This window comes from Streptomyces sp. NPDC006997 (genome assembly GCF_040635175.1).
In the GTDB taxonomy this organism is placed as follows: domain Bacteria; phylum Actinomycetota; class Actinomycetes; order Streptomycetales; family Streptomycetaceae; genus Streptomyces.
This window is the reverse complement of sequence record NZ_JBEYHH010000005.1, coordinates 66,088-83,217: the sequence shown is the minus strand read 5'-3', so window position 1 is coordinate 83,217 and position 17,130 is coordinate 66,088. Positions and strand designations below refer to the sequence as shown.

At 74.1% G+C, this 17,130-nt stretch carries 12 protein-coding genes; 6 read left to right on the top strand and 6 right to left on the bottom strand.

What is annotated here, in order from left to right; genetic code table 11:
- Positions 1-216: 216 nt before the first annotated feature.
- Positions 217-1,395, bottom strand: a complete 1,179-nt coding sequence (locus tag ABZ659_RS06510) for a saccharopine dehydrogenase NADP-binding domain-containing protein (RefSeq protein WP_360214125.1) — start codon at positions 1,393-1,395, stop codon at positions 217-219.
- Between the two features lie 205 nt (positions 1,396-1,600).
- Here ABZ659_RS06510 and ABZ659_RS06505 point away from each other — a divergent pair, with 205 nt between their 5' ends.
- The 3 genes from ABZ659_RS06505 to ABZ659_RS06495 are packed head-to-tail and all read left to right on the top strand — an operon-like array spanning position 1,601 to position 6,207.
- Positions 1,601-2,764 carry a CaiB/BaiF CoA-transferase family protein gene (locus ABZ659_RS06505; RefSeq protein ID WP_360214123.1) on the top strand — a complete coding sequence of 388 codons (1,164 nt, stop codon included), beginning with the start codon at positions 1,601-1,603 and terminating at the stop codon, positions 2,762-2,764.
- Positions 2,761-3,975: an acetyl-CoA C-acetyltransferase gene (locus tag ABZ659_RS06500; RefSeq protein ID WP_360214121.1), complete on the top strand. Its 1,215-nt coding sequence runs from the start codon at positions 2,761-2,763 to the stop codon at positions 3,973-3,975. Before ABZ659_RS06505 ends, ABZ659_RS06500 begins: the two co-directional genes overlap by 4 nt.
- A 45-nt stretch (positions 3,976-4,020) precedes the next feature.
- Positions 4,021-6,207 carry a 3-hydroxyacyl-CoA dehydrogenase NAD-binding domain-containing protein gene (locus tag ABZ659_RS06495; protein WP_360214119.1) on the top strand — a complete coding sequence of 729 codons (2,187 nt, stop codon included), beginning with the start codon at positions 4,021-4,023 and terminating at the stop codon, positions 6,205-6,207.
- Here the strand turns inward: ABZ659_RS06495 and ABZ659_RS06490 are convergent.
- Complete coding sequence (locus tag ABZ659_RS06490; RefSeq protein ID WP_360214117.1) at positions 6,193-6,897, bottom strand: MerR family transcriptional regulator; 705 nt, start codon at positions 6,895-6,897, stop codon at positions 6,193-6,195. The genes ABZ659_RS06495 and ABZ659_RS06490 overlap by 15 nt on opposite strands.
- Positions 6,898-6,983: 86 nt before the next feature.
- On the opposite strand from ABZ659_RS06490, the gene ABZ659_RS06485 reads away from it, so the two are divergent.
- Complete coding sequence (locus ABZ659_RS06485; protein WP_360214115.1) at positions 6,984-10,547, top strand: serine protease; 3,564 nt, start codon at positions 6,984-6,986, stop codon at positions 10,545-10,547.
- Between the two features lie 47 nt (positions 10,548-10,594).
- The gene (locus ABZ659_RS06480; RefSeq protein ID WP_360214113.1) at positions 10,595-10,942 is read left to right on the top strand and encodes a CU044_2847 family protein; all 348 of its coding nucleotides are present in this window, start codon (positions 10,595-10,597) and stop codon (positions 10,940-10,942) included.
- Positions 10,943-10,948: 6 nt separating this feature from the next.
- On the opposite strand, the gene ABZ659_RS06475 is transcribed toward ABZ659_RS06480, so the two are convergent.
- Positions 10,949-11,893 (bottom strand): FAD-dependent oxidoreductase, encoded by a 945-nt coding sequence (locus ABZ659_RS06475; protein ID WP_360214111.1) that lies wholly within the window; start codon positions 11,891-11,893, stop codon positions 10,949-10,951.
- 135 nt (positions 11,894-12,028) lie between these two features.
- Here ABZ659_RS06475 and ABZ659_RS06470 point away from each other — a divergent pair, with 135 nt between their 5' ends.
- On the top strand, positions 12,029-13,669 hold the full coding sequence (locus ABZ659_RS06470; RefSeq protein WP_360214109.1) for an ABC-F family ATP-binding cassette domain-containing protein: 1,641 nt from the start codon (positions 12,029-12,031) through the stop codon (positions 13,667-13,669).
- A 3-nt stretch (positions 13,670-13,672) separates the two neighbouring features.
- On the opposite strand, the gene ABZ659_RS06465 is transcribed toward ABZ659_RS06470, so the two are convergent.
- The 3 genes from ABZ659_RS06465 to ABZ659_RS06455 form a co-directional block, all read right to left on the bottom strand.
- Positions 13,673-16,057, bottom strand: a complete 2,385-nt coding sequence (locus ABZ659_RS06465; protein ID WP_360214107.1) for a Tex family protein — start codon at positions 16,055-16,057, stop codon at positions 13,673-13,675.
- A gap of 88 nt (positions 16,058-16,145) precedes the next feature.
- Positions 16,146-16,283 (bottom strand): LPFR motif small protein, encoded by a 138-nt coding sequence (locus ABZ659_RS06460; protein WP_360214105.1) that lies wholly within the window; start codon positions 16,281-16,283, stop codon positions 16,146-16,148.
- A 73-nt stretch (positions 16,284-16,356) separates the two neighbouring features.
- Positions 16,357-17,106, bottom strand: a complete 750-nt coding sequence (locus ABZ659_RS06455; RefSeq protein ID WP_360214103.1) for an enoyl-CoA hydratase/isomerase family protein — start codon at positions 17,104-17,106, stop codon at positions 16,357-16,359.
- Positions 17,107-17,130 lie beyond the last annotated feature (24 nt).

Here is a 17,130-nt window from a genome sequence, read left to right as displayed (position 1 = left end):
TGCCGCCTGCCGCCCGTCGCCTGCCGCCTGCCGCCTGCGGCCTGCCGCCCGTCGCCTGCCGCCTGCCGCCTGCGGCCTGCCGCCCGTCGTCCGCGGTCTGCCGTCTGCGGTCCGCCGCCTGTCGACCGCTGCCTGCCGTCTGCCGCTCGTCGTCTGCCGTCTGCGGTCCGCCGCCTGTCGACCGCTGCCTGCCGCCCGCCGCCCACCCGCCCGTCGTCAGCGCCTCGCCGCCACCCTGAACACGATGCCCGCGCGGCGCAGCCGTTCGGTGAGGGCGTCGCCCATGGCGGTCGCCGTCGTGACCTGTCCCGCCGTCGGCGGCAGATCGTCGCAGGCCAGTGACAGCGCGGCCTCGGCGAACATCTTCGCCGTCTCGTCGTAGCCCGGGTCGCCGCCCGAGACCTCCGTGAAGACCCGGCGGCCACCGCCCTCGCCGACGAACCGGACGGAGAACCAGCTCCGGGCCCGCTTCTCCGCGCTCGGTCCCTCACCCGGCCTGATCCGCCCCGACAGCCAGCGCCGCGCGGGCGGCACCTGGGCCGCCGCGGCCAGCGCGCCCACGGCCGCCACCCCGCCCACGGCGACGGGCAGCCGCCGTACGGCCGCGTAGTGGCGGTAGCGGAAGTCGGGGCCGTAGCGCCGCAGGGCGCGGGCGGAGGCACGCACGATCTGCGGGTCGAGCGTCGGTAGCGGCAGCGCCCACGCGCCGACCTCCCCGGCGTACCGCGGCGCCCCCGTCCCCGCGACCGCCCGGCGGCCCACCAGGCGCGGTTCGTGCCGCCGCCGGTCCCGGGCCGCCGCCGTGAGCTGCCGCCCGCGCGCGAACTGGCCCAGCGCGGAGGCGAACGTGCCGCCGGAGAACGCGGCGTCGGCGGTCACGTAGCCGTCCACGGTCAGCGGCACGTCCTCCGGCAGCTGCCGCACCGTGAAGTAGACGCCGAGGTCGTGGGGGACGGAGTCGAAGCCGCAGGCGTGCAGCAGCCGTGCGCCGGTCTCCCGCGCGCGTGCGTCGTGCCGGACGTACGTCAGGTCGACGAACTCCGGCTCCCCCGTGAGGTCGAGGTAGTCGGTGCCGGTGTCCGCGCAGGCGGCGACCAGTTCCTCGCCGTACGCCACGTAGGGGCCGACCGTGGTGGCCACCACGCGCGCGTGCCTGGCCAGCGCGCGCACCGACGCCGGGTCGGACACGTCCGCCCGCAGCACCCCGGCGTCCGCGCCCCCGGGCAGCCCCTCGCGCAGCTCCGCGAGTCGGCGCTCGTCGCGGCCCGCGACCGCCCAGCGCAGGCCCTCGGGCGCGTGCGCGGCGAGGTACCGGGCGGTGAGCGTCCCGACGAAGCCGGTGGCTCCGAAGAGCACGATGTCGTAGGGACGGTCCGCCCTGTTCGGCCTGTTCATGACACTCCTCGGTCTGGTAGCGCGCCGCTGTCGGTGGCTGAGGCTAGCGTGAGGACACGGAGCCCTACGACGAGCCCGCCCACTGTGGGGGCCGCCTCGCCCGTACAGTGGCCAAGCGCTTGCTTGCTGGGGCTTGTGCCGACTGGAACGTGTTCTTAGCATCACTGGTGTTACATCAGTTGTGTCACGACCTTGGGGGCGGACCATGGCAGCGGCGACGACACCACCGCACGGCCCGCTCAGCGGCGTGCGCGTGCTCGAACTGGCCGGGATCGGCCCCGGCCCGTTCGCCGCCATGCTCCTGGCCGACCTGGGCGCCGACGTCGTACGCGTCGACCGCCCCGGCGGTCCCGGCCTCGGCATCGACCCCGCCCAGGACCTCACCAACCGCGGCAAGCGCTCGGTCGTCGTCGACCTGAAGGACCCCGACGGCCCCGCCCGCGTCCGGGACCTGGCCGAGCGCGCCGACATCCTCGTCGAGGGCTACCGCCCCGGCGTCGCCGAACGCCTCGGCGTCGGGCCCGGGGACTGCCACGCCCGCAACCCCGCCCTCGTCTACGGCCGGATGACCGGCTGGGGCCAGCGGGGACCGCTCGCCCAGCGCGCCGGGCACGACATCGGCTACGTCGCCGTCACCGGCGCCCTCGGCCTGATCGGCGACCCGGACCGGCCCCCGCCCGCCCCCGCCAACCTCCTCGGCGACTACGCGGGCGGCTCCCTCTACCTCGTCGTCGGCGTCCTCGCCGCCCTCCAGCACGCCCGTGCCACCGGCACCGGCCAGGTCGTGGACGCCGCGATCGTCGACGGCACCGCGCACCTGACCGCGATGATCCACGGGATGCTCGCCGCCGGGGCCTGGCAGGACCGGCGCGGCGCCAACCTCCTCGACGGCGGCTGCCCGTTCTACGGCACCTACGAGACCGCCGACGGCCGCCACATCGCCGTCGGCGCCCTGGAGCAGCGGTTCTACGACGAGTTCATGACCCTGCTCGGCCTCCCCGACCTCGCGCCCGCCCGCCAGGACCCGGCCCGCTGGGGCGAGCTGCGCGAGGCGGTCGCCGCCCGCTTCAGGACCCGTACCCGCGACGAGTGGACGGCCGTCTTCGAGGGCTCCGACGCCTGCGTGGCGCCCGTCCTGTCGCTGCGCGAGGCCCCGCGCCACCCGCACCTCGCCGCCCGCGGCACCTTCACCGACCACGGCGGCACCCCCCAGCCCGCCCCCGCGCCCCGCTTCTCCGCGACCCCGACCGCCGTCCGCGGCGGCCCCGCCCTGCCGGGCGCCGACACCGCCGCGGTGGCCCGCGACTGGGACGTCCCGCGCCTCACCGACCAGCAGCCCCGCACCCACAAGCGAAAGGCCACCCCGTGACCACCGAAGCGTACGTGTACGACGCGATCCGCACCCCGCGCGGACGCGGCAAGGCCAACGGCGCCCTGCACGGCACCAAGCCCGTGGACCTGGTCGTCGGACTCATCCACGAGATCCGTGCCCGCTTCCCCGGCCTCGACCCGGCCGCCGTCGACGACGTCGTGCTCGGCGTCGTCGGCCCCGTGGGCGACCAGGGCTCCGACATCGCGCGGATCGCCGCCATCGCCGCCGGACTCCCGGACACGGTCGCGGGCGTCCAGGAGAACCGCTTCTGTGCCTCGGGTCTGGAGGCCGTCAACCTGGCCGCGGCCAAGGTCCGCTCCGGCTGGGAGGACCTCGTCCTCGCGGGCGGCGTGGAGTCCATGTCGCGCGTGCCGATGGCCTCCGACGGCGGCGCCTGGTTCAACGACCCGATGACCAACCTCGCCACGAACTTCGTTCCGCAGGGCATCGGCGCCGACCTGATCGCCACCATCGAGGGCTTCTCCCGCCGGGACGTCGACGAGTACGCGGCGCTGTCGCAGGAGCGGGCGGCTACGGCGTGGAAGGAGGGCCGTTTCGAGCGCTCCGTCGTCCCCGTGAAGGACCGCAACGGCCTGGTCGTCCTGGACCACGACGAGCACCTGCGCCCGGGTACGACCGCCGACTCGCTGGCGAAGCTGAAGCCGTCGTTCGCGGACATCGGCGACCTGGGCGGCTTCGACGCGGTGGCGCTGCAGAAGTACCACTGGGTGGAGAAGATCGACCACGTCCACCACGCGGGCAACTCCTCCGGCATCGTCGACGGCGCGGCCCTGGTCGCCATCGGCTCCAAGGAGACCGGTGAGCGCTACGGCCTCACCCCGCGCGCCCGGATCGTCTCCGCCGCCGTCTCCGGCTCCGAGCCCACCATCATGCTCACCGGCCCCGCCCCGGCCACCCGCAAGGCGCTCGCGCGCGCCGGGATGACGATCGACGACATCGACCTCGTGGAGATCAACGAGGCGTTCGCGGCGGTGGTGCTGCGGTTCGTGAAGGACATGGGCCTGTCCCTGGACAAGGTCAACGTCAACGGCGGCGCGATCGCGCTCGGCCACCCGCTCGGCGCGACCGGCGCGATGATCCTCGGCACCCTCGTCGACGAGCTGGAGCGCCGCGACCTGCGGTACGGGCTGGCCACCCTCTGCGTGGGCGGTGGCATGGGCATCGCCACGGTCGTCGAACGCGTCTGACCCCCTCCCGACGGAAGACCACGGAAGACCAGGAGCAGTCACTTCATGAGCACCGAGTCCACCTCCATCCGCTGGGAGCAGGACGACACCGGTGTCGTCACCCTCGTCCTCGACGACCCCGCCCAGTCCGCGAACACCATGAACCAGGCGTTCCGCGAGTCGCTGGCCGCGGTCGCCGAGCGCCTTGAGGCGGAGCAGGACGGCATCCGCGGCGTCATCGTCACCTCCGCCAAGAAGACCTTCTTCGCGGGCGGCGACCTGCGCGACCTGATCCGCGTCACCCCCGAGACCGCCCAGGACCTCTTCGAGGGCGGCCTCGCCATCAAGCGCCACCTGCGCCGCATCGAGACCCTCGGCAAGCCCGTCGTCGCCGCGATCAACGGCGCCGCGCTGGGCGGCGGTTACGAGATCGCGCTCGCCTGCCACCACCGCGTCGCCCTGGACGCCCCCGGCTCCAAGATCGGCTGCCCCGAGGTCACCCTCGGACTGCTCCCCGGAGGCGGCGGCGTCGTCCGTACCGTCCGGCTGCTCGGCATCGCCGACGCCCTGCTGAAGGTCCTCCTCCAGGGCCAGCAGTACAACCCGCGGCGCGCCCTCGACAACGGCCTCGTCGACGATGTGGTGGACACCCGCGAGGAGATGCTGGCCCGCGCCCGCGCCTTCATCGACGCCAACCCCGAGTCCCGCCAGCCCTGGGACCGGCCCGGCTACCGCATCCCCGGCGGCACCCCGGCCCACCCGAAGTTCGCGGCCAACCTGCCCGCGTTCCCCGCCAACCTGCGCAAGCAGACGAACGGCGCGCCCTACCCGGCGCCCCGCAACATCCTCGCCGCCGCCGTCGAGGGCTCCCAGGTCGACTTCGAGACCGCGCAGGTCATCGAGGCCCGGTACTTCGTGGAGCTGGCCGCCGGGCAGACCGCGAAGAACATGATCCAGGCGTTCTTCTTCGACCTCCAGGCGGTCAACTCCGGCGCCAACCGCCCGCAGGGCGTGGAGCCGCGCAGGGTCCGCAAGGTGGCCGTGCTCGGCGCCGGGATGATGGGCGCCGGGATCGCCTACTCGTGCGCCCGCGCCGGCATCGACGTCGTACTCAAGGATGTCGCGCTGGATGCGGCGGTCAAGGGCAAGGGCTACTCCGAGCAGCTGTGCGCGAAGGCGGTCTCCCGAGGGCGTACGACGCGGGAGAAGGCCGACGCGCTGCTGGCCCGCATCACCCCCACCGCGGAGGCGGCCGACCTGGCGGGCTGCGACGCGGTGATCGAGGCGGTCTTCGAGGACACCGCGCTCAAGCACAAGGTGTTCCAGGAGATCCAGCACGTCGTCGCCCCCGACGCGCTGCTGTGCTCCAACACCTCCACCCTGCCCATCACCACCCTCGCCGAGGGCGTCGAGCGCCAGGCCGACTTCATCGGCCTGCACTTCTTCTCACCCGTCGACAAGATGCCCCTCGTCGAGATCATCAAGGGCGAGCGCACCGGCGACGAGGCCCTGGCCCGCGCCTTCGACCTGGTCCGGCAGATCAACAAGACGCCGATCGTCGTGAACGACTCGCGCGGGTTCTTCACCTCCCGCGTCATCGGCCACTTCATCAACGAGGGCGTCGCGATGGTCGGCGAGGGCATCGAGCCCGCCTCCGTGGAGCAGGCGGCGGCCCAGGCGGGCTACCCGGCCAAGGTCCTCTCCCTGATGGACGAACTCACCCTCACCCTCCCGCGCAAGATCCGCAACGAGAGCAGGCGGGCGGTGGAGGAGGCGGGCGGCACCTGGCGGGTGCACCCCGCCGAGGCCGTCATCGACCGCATGGTGGACGAGTTCGGCCGCCCCGGCCGCAGCGGGGGAGCGGGCTTCTACGACTACGGCGACGACGGCAGGCGGGCGGGCCTCTGGCCGGGCCTGCGCGAGCACTTCACCAAGCCGGGCCACGCGATCCCCTTCGCCGACATGCAGGAACGCATGTTGTTCGCGGAGGCCCTGGACACGGTCCGCCTGCTGGAGGAGGGCGTGCTGACGTCGGTCGCGGACGCCAACATCGGGTCCATCCTCGGCATCGGCTTCCCCGGCTGGACCGGCGGCGTCCTCCAGTACGTCAACGGCTACGAGGGTGGCCTGCCCGGCTTCGTGGCCCGCGCCCGGGAACTCGCCGACCGCTACGGCGACCGTTTCACGCCGCCCGCGCTGCTGGTGGAGAAGGCGGAGAAGGGCGAGACGTTCACCGACTCACCCCGCGTCTGACCCGCTGAGCAACTCGCCCAGCTCCTCCCGCAACGACCGCTGGAACGTCGTCAGCAGCGCCTGCACCACCAGCGGGTGCATGTGCGCCGACAGGGACCGCACGTCCCGGGTGTCCCGCTCCGACACCTCGTCGCGGAAGAGCCGGGCCAGCTCCTGGGCCGCGGCGCGCGAGTGTGCGAACAGCACCTCGCGCGCCGCGAGGATCGCCTCCTGGGACAGCGGCACGTCCAGCAGCCGCACCCCGAGCCGCAGCGCCGTGCGGTCGACCTGGTAGCCGTCCGGCGCCGACCGCACCACGTCCATGGCCGCCAGCCGCTCCACGTCGTCGTCGCCGAGCAGCCGCCCGGCCCGCCGCTGGAGCTCCTCCCGCGTCACCGTCTCCACCGCCTCCGGTGCCCAGGACGCGATCACGGCCCGGTGGATGGCGAGGTCGTGCGCGCTGAGCCCCGGCGGCACCTGCTGGAGGTACCGCTCGATGCCCGCCAGGGTCATCCCCTGCCCCTGCAACTCCTCGATGAGTTCCAGCCGCGCCAGGTGCGCCCTGCCGTACTGCCCCACCCTGCGCGGCCCGATCACCGGCGGCGGCAACAGCCCCCTGGTCCCGTAGAACCGCACGGTACGCACCGTGACGCCGGCCCGCGCCGCCAACTCGTCGACGGTCAGCGTCAGCTCCTCGGGGTGCCTGTCCATGTGGAACAGTATTGCTGTCTCACCGGAACTGTGAAACCACGGGGAGCGGTACCGTTGGGGCCAAAGTCATGACACGGGGGTCTGATATGCGGGTGCCTCTGGAGGCCGGGCTGGTCCGGATCTGGGACGGTGACGAACCCGTCGGCGCCGGTTTCCTCGCCGGGCCCCGGCACGTGGTGTCGGCCGCGCACGTGGTCGCCGGGCTGCTCGGGACGGCCACCGGCGACTCCCCGCCCGAGGGCGCCCCGGTCAGTCTCGACTTCCCGCTCCTCGCGCCCGGCAGACGCCAGCTCGCCGACGTCGTCGCCTGGCGGCCCCCGACTCCGGAGCGGGGGACGGACGTCGTCGGCCTCCGGTTACGGGAGGCACCGCCCGCGGACGCCCGGCCGCTCGTACTGAGCCGACGCCACGGGGAGCTGGACGGTTCGCTGGTGATGGTGGGTTTCCCCCGCGGCCTGGAACTCGGCACCTGGGTGCACGGCCGCCAGGGCGGCCCGGTGGCCACCGGCTGGGTGGAGATCGAGAGCGACCCGGCACGGCAGGCCATGCTGGCCCCCGGCTTCTCCGGCGCCCCGGTGTGGAGCACCGACGCGGACGCCGCCGTGGGCATGGTCGGCTACCGGGTCACCGGCGCCGGCGCGAAGATCGGCTACATGCTCCCGGTGGACATGCTGCTGGCGGCGTGGCCCGAGCTGGCCGAGGTGATCGAGCAGCGCGTCCCGTACCGGGCACTGCGCCCCTTCACCGAGCAGGACGCCGACCTCTACCACGGGCGCGAGGAGCTGACCGGTCAGCTCGTCGACCGCATCCGCTCCGGAGCGCCGCTGATCAGCGTCGTCGGCGGGTCCGGCATCGGCAAGTCCTCGCTGTGGCACGCGGGCGTGGTGCCCCGGCTGCGCGCCGCCGACCCCTCCGGCGCCGTCCGGCTCACCCTGGCGTTACGGCCGTCCGACGCCGCCACCCCGCTGACCGCGCTGGCCTTCGCCCTCGACCGGCTGATGCGCCCCGGCCTCACGGCGAGGACCCGGCTGGAGTCGGTCGCCGCGACCGAGGTCTGGCTGGCCGACGGACAGCTCCCCGACATCCTGGCGGCCGTGCTCGAACAGCACCGCGCGGACCAACTGGTCGTATGCGTCGACCAGTTCGAGGAGTTCTTCGCCGCGTCGGACGGCGCCCGCGCCGCGTTCGTCCGCGCCCTGCTGCCCTGTCTGTCCGCCGGGTCCCGGCTGTGTGTGCTCGTCAACCTGCGCGACACCTTCCTCGGGACGGCGCTGGCCGACCGCGCCGCCGCCGAACTGGCCCGCAGATGGCTGCCGGTCACCGTGGGCGAGATGACCGAGGCCGAACTGCGCCGGGTCATGACCGGACCCCTCGCCCGCATCGGCACCGTCGCCTTCGCCGACGGACTGGTGGCCCGCATCCTGGACGACCTGAGGCACACCCCGAACCCCCTGCCCCTGCTGGAGTTCACCCTCGCCGAACTGTGGCAGCGCCGCCGGGCGGGCCTGCTGACCCACGCGGCCTACGAGGAACTGGGCGGCATCTCGCAGTCCCTCGCCCGCTACGCGGACCGGATCTGGTCCAGCTTCGAACCGGAGAGCCGGAAGGTCGCCGACCGGCTCCTCATCCAGCTGGTCAGGCCGCTGCCCGACGGCGACCTCACCGTCCGCCGCACCGCGTCACGCGACGAGTGCGACGACGACCAGTGGAGCGTCGGCCAGCGCCTCGCCACCTCACGGCTGCTGGTGATGCACCGGGTCGGCGACGACCCGAGCGGTGCCTCCGGCATCGAGCTGGCGCACGACTCGCTGCTGCTGCACTGGCGGCACCTGCGCGAACTCACCGACGAGCACCGGGCGTTCCGCGTCTGGCAGGACACCCTGCGCCAGCGCATGGCCACCTGGTCCGCGCAGGGCCGCCCCGGCCGACGGCTGCTCGCCGGCGCCGAACTGCGGGACGCCCGCCGGTGGGGACGCACCCACCGCGCCCACCTCTCCACCGGCGAGCTGAGCTACGTCAGCGCCAGCCGGGTGCGCCGCTGGCGGGTGAACGGCACCGTCTCGGCCGCCCTGGCCCTCGCGCTGGTGGCGGGGACGCTGGTCTACCAGAACCGCAGCGAGCAGGTCGCGCAGTCCCTCGCCGGAACCCTGCGCACCCGGGCCGAGGAGCGGGTCTCCTACGACCCCTACGGCGCGATGCAACTCGGCCTGCGCTCCTACCGCACGCACCCCGACAGCGGGCTGCCGGACGTCTTCGACGGGCTGGGCCCCGTCGACCGGATCGTGCCGAACCTCGGTGCCGGGACCCTGGCACCCCGCGACCCGACCCCGACGGCGACCCCGACCGCGCAGCGGCTCCCCCCGCTGTCGTACGCCGACCAGTCGGCGCTGCGGAACCTGACCCACCTGGTGGCCGCCGGAGGCCGGAACCTGGTCACGGAGGCACCCCGGGGCCAGATCGTCCCGTGGCGGGACAGCGGGCGCGGACTGACGGCCGAGCCCCTGGACGGCGTACTGGTGGCGAACGACCTGACCAGCGAGGCGGTGATCAGCCGCGACGGACGGTACGTGGCCTTCACGGACCAGCTCTTCCCGGACATCGACGGCGAGCGCGACGTCCCCGGCTCCTGCCCCGTGCCGGACCTCATGAGCACCAGCACCAAGGTCTGCCTGGTCGTCTACGACACGGTCGAGCGGCGCGTCGTCCTCGGCACCGAGTTCGCGCCGCTGCCCCGGGTCGGCCAGGTCGCGATGAGCATCGACCCGGACAACCGGGTCCTCGGGATGGTGCTGCCGGACAGCGTGCTCCCCACGTCGGCCGCGGGCCAGCGCAACACCCTGTACCTCCTCGACCTCAGGACCGGCAAGCTGCTCCGCAAGGCCGTACTGCCGTGGCGGAGCGCGGTGTTCGACTTCTGGCTGGGCCCGGACGGCGCGTCCGCGGTCCTGAGCGAGGCCGAGGTGGACGGGTCCTCGATCCGCACCGACCTCACCCTGGCCCGGATCCGCGTGACACCCGACCGGGTGACCCGCACCGCCCTGGCGGACCCGACCCGGACCCTTGGTTTCACCACGAGCCTGGACGGCCGCACGGTCGCCGCCGTCCTCACGGGCGAGTCCGGGGCCCCCGCCGAACTGCGGGCCTGGAACATCGCCAGCGGCGCCCGGACGGGGCACGTCCCGCGCCTCAGCCCCGAAGAGGCGGACGGGGCGCTCGCCCTCGACTCCACCGGCACCGCCGCCTGGTTCTCCCTCGCCACGGACTTCGACGCCGTCAACGAGGCCGACCTCGACGACTTCACGGCTGAAGCGGGGAGCGGCGTGTCCATCCGCTCCCTCGCCACGGGGAAACGCGTCGGCCGCTTCTCCTACCCGGGGTCCTGGTCGACCGTGCTGCCCCTGGGTGACTCCCCGGCGGGACCGGTCCTGCTCGTGGACCAGACGGCGCTCGGCGTGGTGTCGGCGGCGTCCGGCGGGCGCAGCCCCCTCCAGCGGCTGGCGGAGGCGGCGGAGGCGGGCCCGCGCGAGGCCGTCCGCAAGCCGCCCGGCGCCGACCGCCTGTGCGCGCTCCTGGGCCCCCAGGCCAACGCCACGGACAACATCGAGGACCTGGTCCCCTCCGGGGCGTACAGCGGGTCGCTGTGCCCCTGAGCGGAGAGCACCGACCCCCGATCACTCACGGACGAACGAGGAGTCACATGGCCGAGATCGCGCGCTGGTCGCTGGACGGCGGCGGAGAGGTACTGGTGGAGACCGCGGAGGACGGCCCCGAGATCAGCCCGGTGTCCCGCTCCCGGGACGTGGTCCGGTCCGCGGCGACCTCGCTCGGGGCCGCGCTGAGCGGCGTACGGGACGCCTCGTCCACGATCCTCGGCCAGTTCCGGGACGCGCCGGTGCGCCCGGACCGGATCGAGGTGGAGTTCGGCGTGCGGCTGAGCACCGAGGCCGGTGCCGTCATCGCCAAGTCCAGCCTCGACGGCCACCTGACGGTCAAGCTCAGCTGGGAGGGCGGACGGGACGCCCCGGAGCGGACGGGGCAGGACTGAACGGCTTCACACCAGCCCCGCCGCCTCCTCCGCGCACCCCCACGCCACCGTCACACCCGCGCCCCCGTGCCCGTAGTGGTGGACCAGGACGCGGCCGTCGGGGAGCCGGAGCCGCTCCAGGCGTACCGTCGGGCGGGCCGGGCGCAGCCCCACCCGGTGCCCCAGGACCCGCGCCCCGGCGATCTCCGGCCGCAGGGCCGCGCACCGCCGTACGATCGCCTCCGCCACCGCCGGGTCGGGCTCCGGGTCCCAGGCGTCGTCCTCCGCGGTGCCGCCCAGCACCAGCCCGCCCGGCTGCGGGAAGAAGTACGCCAGCGCGCCGGAGGCGTCCGTGGTGACCAGCCAGGTGCGGATGCCCGGGTTCGCCACCACGACCAGCTGCCCGCGCACCGGGCGCACCGTCTCGTCCGGGACCAGGGTGCGGGCGCCCAGGCCCGTGCAGTTGACCACCACCGGCGCGTCCGCCTCGTCGAGGGAGGCCACCGTACGGCACTCGACCGTGCCGCCCGCCGCCGTCAACCGCTCCCGCAGCCAGGGCAGATAGGTCGGCATGTCGATGAGGGGCAGCCGCGCCCACAGCCCCGCCCCGGCGTACTCCCCGGGCGTCGCGGCCCGCAGCCCCGGCAGCCGGGACGTCGCCCAGCCCGCGACCTCGTCCAGTCCCGTCTCGCCCAGGACGCCGTCGACCATCCGTACGCCCGTCACCCCGGGCCGCCCGGCCAGCTCCTCGTACACGTCCAGCGACCGCAGCGCCCAGGCCCGCGCCCGCGCCCGCGGCTCGATCCGGTACGGCCACCACAGCGCGCCGGCGACCGCCGAGGTGGTGCGCTCGACCGGGTCCCGCGTCCACAGCCGTACCCGGTGCCCGCGCTCGGCCAGCACCACCGCCGTCGTCAGCCCGACGACACCGCCGCCGACGACGAGCACCCCGTCCCCGCTGTCACTCGTCATCCCGGGACCGTAGCGGAGGGTGCCATGCCGCGCTCAGCCCGCCCCCACCGCGGGAACACCCACCCCATGCCCGCCGCGCACGCGGCCCTCACCCGAGGGGGCGGACCGGGGGCGGCCACTAGAATCCCCCACCTGATGACTGCCACCCTCGTCGCCAAGAACCTCGCCGCCGGACACGGCGACCGCTCCCTCTTCTCCGGTCTCGACCTGGTCGTCGCGCCCGGCGACGTGATCGGGCTGGTCGGCGCCAACGGCGCGGGCAAGTCCACGCTGCTGCGCCTGCTCGCCGGACTGACCGCCCCCGAACAGGGCGAGCTGCGGCTCTCGCCGCCGACCGCGACGGTCGGGCACCTGCCGCAGGAACCGGAGCGCAGGCCCGGCGAGACCGTACGGGAGTTCCTGGGCCGCCGTACCGGCGTCACCGCCGCCCAGCGCGCCATGGACGACGCCACCCAGGCCCTGGTCGACGGGGCACCCGGCGCCGACGACGCCTACGCCACCAGCCTGGAGCGCTGGCTCGACCTCGGCGGCGCCGACCTCGACGAACGCGCCGCGGAGGTCGCCGACACCCTCGGCCTCGCCGTCGACCTCGACCAGCCGATGACCTCCCTCTCCGGCGGCCAGGCCGCCCGCGCCTCCCTCGCCTCGCTGCTGCTCTCCCGCTACGACGTCTTCCTGCTCGACGAGCCCACCAACGACCTCGACCTCGACGGCCTGGAACGCCTCGAACGCTTCGTCACCGGTCTGCGCGCGGGCACGGTCGTCGTCAGCCACGACCGCGAGTTCCTCACCCGCACCGTCACCAAGGTCCTCGAACTCGACCTCGCCCAGCAGCGGATCACCCTCTACGGCGGTGGCTACGCGGGCTACCTGGAGGAGCGCGAGACGGCCCGCAGGCACGCACGCGAGGACTACGAGGAGTACGCCGACAAGAAGGCCGCCCTCCGGGAGCGGGCGCAGACCCAGCGCGCCTGGATGGACAAGGGCGTCAGGAACGCCCGGCGCAAGGCGGGCAACGACAACGACAAGACCGGCCGCAAGTTCCGCAGCGAGGCCAGCGAGAAGCAGGCCGCGAAGGCCCGGCAGACCCAGCGCATGATCGAACGCCTGGAGGTCGTCGAGGAGCCCCGCAAGGAGTGGGAGCTGCGGATGGAGATCGCGTCCGCGGCGCGCTCCGGCGCCGTCGTGGCCACCCTGCGCGACGCCGAGGTCCGCCGCGACCGCTTCGTCCTCGGGCCGGTCACCCTCCAGATCGACTGGGCCGACCGGGTCGCGGTCACCGGCGCCAACGGCGCGGGCAAGTCCACCCTGCTGGGCGCCCTGCTCGGCCGTGTTCCGCTGGACGCCGGGCACGCCGCGCTCGGCTCCGGTGTGCTGCTCGGCGAGGTCGACCAGGCCCGCGGACTGTTCTACGGCCCCGAGCCGCTCCTCGACGCCTTCCACGCGGCCGTCCCCGACACCGAACCGGCCGAGGTCCGCACCCTGTTGGCCAAGTTCGGCCTCAAGGCGGACCACGTCCTGCGCCCCGCCGCGACCCTCTCCCCGGGCGAACGCACCCGCGCCGCCCTCGCCCTGCTCCAGGGCCGAGGCGTCAACCTGCTCGTCCTCGACGAGCCGACCAACCACCTCGACCTGCCCGCCATCGAGCAACTGGAGTCGGCCCTCGACGCCTACACCGGCACCCTGCTCCTGGTCACCCACGACCGCCGGATGCTGGACGCCGTCCGCGTCAACCGGCGTCTGGAGGTCGCGGACGGCAAGGTGACCGAGCGCTAGTGCTCAGCGGCGGCCGTTCTTCGGGTCCACCAGGCCCGCGCGCCGCAACGCGTCCGCCATCGCGCTGTTGGCCGGGGCCGGAGCCGGACGGCCACCGCCACCACCGCCCCCACCGGCGCGGCCCTGCCGCTGCTGCGGCGGGCGCCCCCCGCGCTGCTGACGGCCGCCGCCGCCACCGGACTGCTGGCCCTGCGGGGCCGCCTCGTCGTCCAGCCGCAGCGTCAGCGAGATCCGCTTGCGCGGGATGTCGACGTCGAGCACCTTCACCTTGACGATGTCGCCGGGCTTGACCACGTCACGGGGGTCCTTGACGAACGTCCTCGACATCGCGGAGACGTGCACCAGACCGTCCTGGTGGACCCCGATGTCGACGAACGCCCCGAACGCGGCGACGTTGGTGACGACGCCCTCCAGGACCATCCCGGACTCCAGGTCCCCGAGCTTCTCGACGCCCTCCTTGAACACGGCCGTCTTGAACGCGGGCCGCGGGTCGCGCCCCGGCTTCTCCAGCTCCCGGAGGATGTCGGTCACGGTCGGCAGACCGAACGTCTCGTCCACGAAGTCCTGCGGGCGCAGCGAGCGCAGCACGCCCGTGTTGCCGATCAGCCCGGCGACCTCCTGCCCGGCCGTCTTCACCATCCGCCGAACCACCGGGTACGCCTCGGGGTGCACGCTGGAGGCGTCCAGCGGGTCGGCGCCGTCGCGGATGCGCAGGAAGCCCGCGCACTGCTCGTACGCCTTCGGGCCGAGCCGGGCCACCTTCCTCAGCTCGGAGCGGGACCGGAACGGCCCGTTGGTGTCGCGGTGCGCGACGATGTTCTCGGCGAGCCCGGAGGAGATGCCGGACACCCGCGACAGCAGCGGCGCTGAGGCGGTGTTCACGTCGACGCCGACGCCGTTCACACAGTCCTCCACCACCGCGTCCAGCGAGCGCGACAGCTTCACCTCGGACAGGTCGTGCTGGTACTGGCCGACCCCGATCGACTTCGGGTCGATCTTGACCAGTTCGGCCAGCGGGTCCTGGAGCCGCCGGGCGATGGACACCGCTCCGCGCAGCGACACGTCCAGGCCGGGCAGCTCCTGGGAGGCGAACGCGGAGGCGGAGTACACCGAGGCGCCCGCCTCGGACACCATCACCTTGGTCAGCTTCAGCTCGGGGTGCCTGGTGATCAGCTCACCGGCGAGCTTGTCCGTCTCCCGGGAGGCGGTGCCGTTGCCGATCGCGACCAGCTCGACCGCGTGTTCCTTCGCCAGCCGGGCCAGCTTGGCGAGCGCCTCGTCCCAGCGGTTCTGCGGGACGTGCGGGTAGATCGTGTCGGTGGCGACGACCTTGCCGGTGGCGTCGACGACGGCCACCTTCACCCCCGTACGGAAACCGGGGTCGAGGCCGAGCGTGGCGCGGGTGCCCGCCGGGGCGGCGAGCAGCAGGTCCCGCAGGTTCGCCGCGAACACCTTCACCGCCTCGTCCTCCGCGGCCGTACGCAGCCGCAGCCTGAGGTCGATGCCGAGGTGGACCAGGACCCGGGTGCGCCAGGCCCAGCGGACGGTGTCCAGCAGCCACTTGTCGGCGGGGCGACCCCGGTCCGCGACGCCGAAGCGGTGGGCGATCGTGCCCTCGAACGACGACGGGCCCTCGGTCGGCTCCTCCGGCTCCAGGACGAGGTCGAGGACCTCCTCCTTCTCGCCGCGCAGCATCGCCAGGATCCGGTGCGAGGGCAGCGCCGTGAAGGGCTCCGCGAAGTCGAAGTAGTCGGCGAACTTGGCGCCCGCCTCCTCCTTGCCGTCGCGGACCTTCGCGGCCAGCCGCCCGCGCGTCCACATCCGCTCCCGCAGCTCCCCGATCAGGTCGGCGTCCTCCGCGAACCGCTCGGTGAGGATCGCGCGGGCCCCGTCGAGCGCCGCCTGCGGGTCCGCCACGCCCTTGTCGGTGTCGACGAACGCCGCGGCGGCGGCGACGGGGTCGACCGTCGGGTCGCCGAGCAGGCCGTCGGCCAGCGGCTCCAGGCCCGCCTCCCGGGCGATCTGCGCCTTGGTGCGCCGCTTGGGCTTGAACGGCAGGTAGATGTCCTCCAGGCGCGCCTTCGTCTCGGCGCCCCGGATCCGGGCCTCCAGCTCCTCGGTGAGCTTGCCCTGCTCCCGCACCGAGTCCAGGATCGCGGTCCGGCGCTCCTCCAGCTCCCGCAGATAGCGCAGCCGCTCCTCGATCGTGCGCAGCTGCGCGTCGTCGAGGGTCTCGGTGGCCTCCTTGCGGTAGCGGGCGATGAAGGGCACCGTCGAGCCGCCGTCCAGCAGCTCCACCGCGGCCCTGACCTGCCGCTCCCGTACGCCGAGTTCCTCGGCGATCCTGCCTTCGATGGACCCTGCTCCGAGGGACCCGGGTGTCGTCACGTGCCGTACCGCCTTCTCCACTTCGGGTTGCGCGGCAATTGTGGCAGGTCGCGCCGACAGCCGGGGATCAGGGCGGGATCAGGGCGGGTCAGACCCGGCGAGCCCCGCGTCGGGTGGATCCTGAGGCACCGCCGAACAGCCGGGCCAGCGCCCGGAACGGCAACGTCACCACGGTCGCCACGGCGCCGCCGATCTGACGGAGTACATCCGCGATGGCACGGAACACGTGCAGCCCCTCTCCTTCGCCCCCGTACGGTTGGTGTCCCCCGGGTACCCGTACGGCGGCGATCATGTCCGGGTCACTCCGACGCGGACCAGGTGAAGCGCGGAGCGCGGCGCTCCAGGAACGCCGCGACGCCCTCCGCGGTGTCGCCGCTGTCCCGCGCCTGGGCCGCCCAGTGGCCGTCGCGGTCGGTGCGGCCGTCCGCGAACTCCTTCGCCGCCGCCTGCGTCAGCAGCGACCGGGACGCCAGGACCCGGGTGAACTCCGCGGCCCGCTTGTCCAGCTCGCCGTCGGGCAGCACCTCGTCCACCAGACCCGTGCGCAGCGCCCGCGCGGAGTCGATCAGTTCGCCGGAGAACAGCAGGTACTTGGCGGTCGCCGGACCCACCAGGGACACCAGCCGCCGGGTGGCGGACGCCGGGTAGACGATCCCGAGCTTCGCCGGGGTCACCCCGAACAGCGCGCCCTCCTCGGCGAACCGCAGGTCGCAGGCGGCCGCCAGCTGAGCCCCGCCGCCCACGCAGTGCCCGCGCACGGCGGCCAGCGTCGGCTTGGGGAACGCGGCGAGGGCCTCCTCGGCGGCGACGGCCAGCTCCTGCGCCTCCCGTGGCGACCCCCGGAGGGTGGAGATGTCGGCGCCCGCGCAGAACGTGCCGCCCGCCCCCGTCAGCACCAGCGCGCGTACGGCGGGGTCGGCGGCGAGGGCGTCCAGCAGCGGCGGCAGCGCCCGCCACATCGCGGCGGTCATGGCATTGCGCTTGGCGGGGTACTCGATGACGACCGTGGCCACCGCGTCGGTGACGGTGTGCAGCAGGCGGGGCTCCATGGCCCGGATGCTAGCCGCCCGTGT

Bases quoted from the DNA above. Each gene is read 5' to 3' on its own strand.
- ABZ659_RS06490 (WP_360214117.1), bottom strand. From the start codon at position 6,897: ATGGACAGGCACCCCGAGGAGCTGACGCTGACCGTCGACGAGTTGGCG.
- ABZ659_RS06475 (WP_360214111.1), bottom strand. From the start codon at position 11,893: ATGACGAGTGACAGCGGGGACGGGGTGCTCGTCGTCGGCGGCGGTGTC.
- ABZ659_RS06495 (WP_360214119.1), top strand. From the start codon at position 4,021: ATGAGCACCGAGTCCACCTCCATCCGCTGGGAGCAGGACGACACCGGT.
- ABZ659_RS06485 (WP_360214115.1), top strand. From the start codon at position 6,984: ATGCGGGTGCCTCTGGAGGCCGGGCTGGTCCGGATCTGGGACGGTGAC.
- ABZ659_RS06470 (WP_360214109.1), top strand. From the start codon at position 12,029: ATGACTGCCACCCTCGTCGCCAAGAACCTCGCCGCCGGACACGGCGAC.
- ABZ659_RS06455 (WP_360214103.1), bottom strand. From the start codon at position 17,106: ATGGAGCCCCGCCTGCTGCACACCGTCACCGACGCGGTGGCCACGGTC.
- ABZ659_RS06480 (WP_360214113.1), top strand. From the start codon at position 10,595: ATGGCCGAGATCGCGCGCTGGTCGCTGGACGGCGGCGGAGAGGTACTG.
- ABZ659_RS06510 (WP_360214125.1), bottom strand. From the start codon at position 1,395: ATGAACAGGCCGAACAGGGCGGACCGTCCCTACGACATCGTGCTCTTC.
- ABZ659_RS06505 (WP_360214123.1), top strand. From the start codon at position 1,601: ATGGCAGCGGCGACGACACCACCGCACGGCCCGCTCAGCGGCGTGCGC.